General features: G+C 51.4%; 3 protein-coding genes. All 3 read right to left on the reverse strand.

Annotated elements, in window-relative coordinates; translation table 11 throughout:
* Nucleotides 1–247: 247 nt before the first annotated feature.
* Entirely contained in the window at nt 248–538 is a 291-nt protein-coding gene (locus AC3DOM_RS09540; protein ID WP_487918812.1) for a MoaD/ThiS family protein, read from the reverse strand.
* 21 nt (nt 539–559) lie between these two features.
* Nucleotides 560–1,051: a hypothetical protein gene (locus AC3DOM_RS09545; RefSeq protein ID WP_487918813.1), complete on the reverse strand. Its 492-nt coding sequence runs from the start codon at nt 1,049–1,051 to the stop codon at nt 560–562.
* 26 nt (nt 1,052–1,077) lie between these two features.
* The coding region (locus AC3DOM_RS09550) for an AMP-binding protein (protein ID WP_487918814.1) at nt 1,078–1,824 on the reverse strand (747 nt) is incomplete at its 5' end.

Genomic DNA, 1,824 nt, shown 5'->3' on the forward strand with positions numbered 1-1,824 from the left:
TGGTCGCAGGTCCCAGTCTTGTAGAAGCCATTTCCTAAAAATACAGTTTTTCATGAACCTTAGATCGTAGGGTTCGATGACGTAATAAAAATTCCCTCGCGGGGTTTATCAGCTTCGTGTATTAATCCCAAGTTGGAGATATTGGGGAGAAGAACAGGCTGGTAATAAGGAGTCTCTTAGAAGCCTGCCCTTTTTGTCCCGTTTCTTCTGATGACGTACAACAAGCCCTTCAGGGGAGTTTGCTTTATTAGCCACCTGCCCCAGGCGGGAACACAGCGATCTCATCCTGGTCTTGCAGCACGGTGTTTAATCTTTCGGGGAGGTGGTTATAGTGAATTCCGTTGAGCATAATTGCCACTGACTGCCCAACAGTGCGTGAATTTTCGTCAAATAAGGCACAGCCGTGCTCACCACCAATCCTGGTTGCCAGCTCGCGGATAAAGTCAAGAAACAAGACCGGCGTGTTGTCACGCTGCTCAACCTCTCGTTGCCCGATTACGTCCCTGTACGTCAGATAACCCTTTACTTTGATGATCAAACCTTATACCTCAAGAACATTTCATACGCTGGTTTTCTCCCGGAACTCAGACAGGTCAGCCCGGTAGGCTTCCAGTTCCTCTGCAGACATCTCGTCAGGGAATTGAAGCTCGAACTGGGTCAGAGCATCAACGAAGTGATTGGCATACGGGGTGATCTTCAGCAGGCCGGGTTTGCTGCCTGACTCCAAAGCGATCTTCCCCAGCATGAATTCCGAGATGAACTTCTTGTCTTTTCGTAGGATGCTTTTCCAAACCTGGGGGGTGGCTGCCAGGATGAAGTCGGCCCTGTTTTGTGATTCTGTTTCATTGTAGAAGGACAGTTCCAGCAATTTTCCAGCTTCGACCTCGGCGCCAAATATGATGTCCTTTTCGATGCCCCAGTCGGGTTCAGCGGTGATGCGATAAAAGATCTTCGTGGTCACCTTCTTGAGCGCGTTTTCAAAGCGGTCAGTGGCGCGGTACAGCTTTGCGCCCTCTTCCAGCCATTCCGGCGAGCAGTATCGGATTGTCATTTGTCTCTCCTTGTTTTCTTCAAACCTTATTTCTCAGATTGGGCCTGGGTCTTTTCAATCACCTCGTCCCTCAATACTTTTTTGAACACTTTCTCTGTCACTGTCAGTGGTAGCTCCTCACGCAACTCGATGGTTTTTGGTATGGCGTAGGGTGCAAGTTTACTCTTGCAGAACTGGATAATCTCTGCCTCAAACACCTTGCCCTTGTATTCTTCCTTCAATTGAATGACCGCCATAACCCGCTCGCTGCCGGGCACATCTGGGTCTGGTACCCCGAAGGCGGCTGCCATCAGAATCGCAGGGTGAGCGAACAACACCTCATCGACTGTAGTAGTGTACACTTTCATGCCCGAGATGTTGACCATATCCTTGATCCGGTCAACAAGCTGCATGTAGCCATCTTCATCCATCACAGCGATATCCCCAGTGTGCAACCAGCCGGTTTCCGTCAACCCGGAGCCGACTTTAGGCCAGTAGCCTTTCATCACCTGCGGGCCACGCAGCACGATCTCTCCCGGCTCACCCAGCGGCACTTCCTCGCCTGTATCCGGGTCGACCAGCTTGCACTCGGTATCCGGGGTAGGAATCCCGATCCCGGGCTTTTCCTTTTGCATGAACCCGGTGATCTTGGAGAAGGCGGAAACGTTCATGGAGGCTACGGTCGATGTTTCCGTGAGTCCATAGCCTTCTGAGATCGGCACACCCGTCTTTTGTTGGACTGCCCTGGAAACTTCCACTGGCAGGGGAGCAGAGCCGCTCAGGAACATGGAGTT

The organism is Candidatus Desulfolinea nitratireducens, from assembly GCF_982879505.1.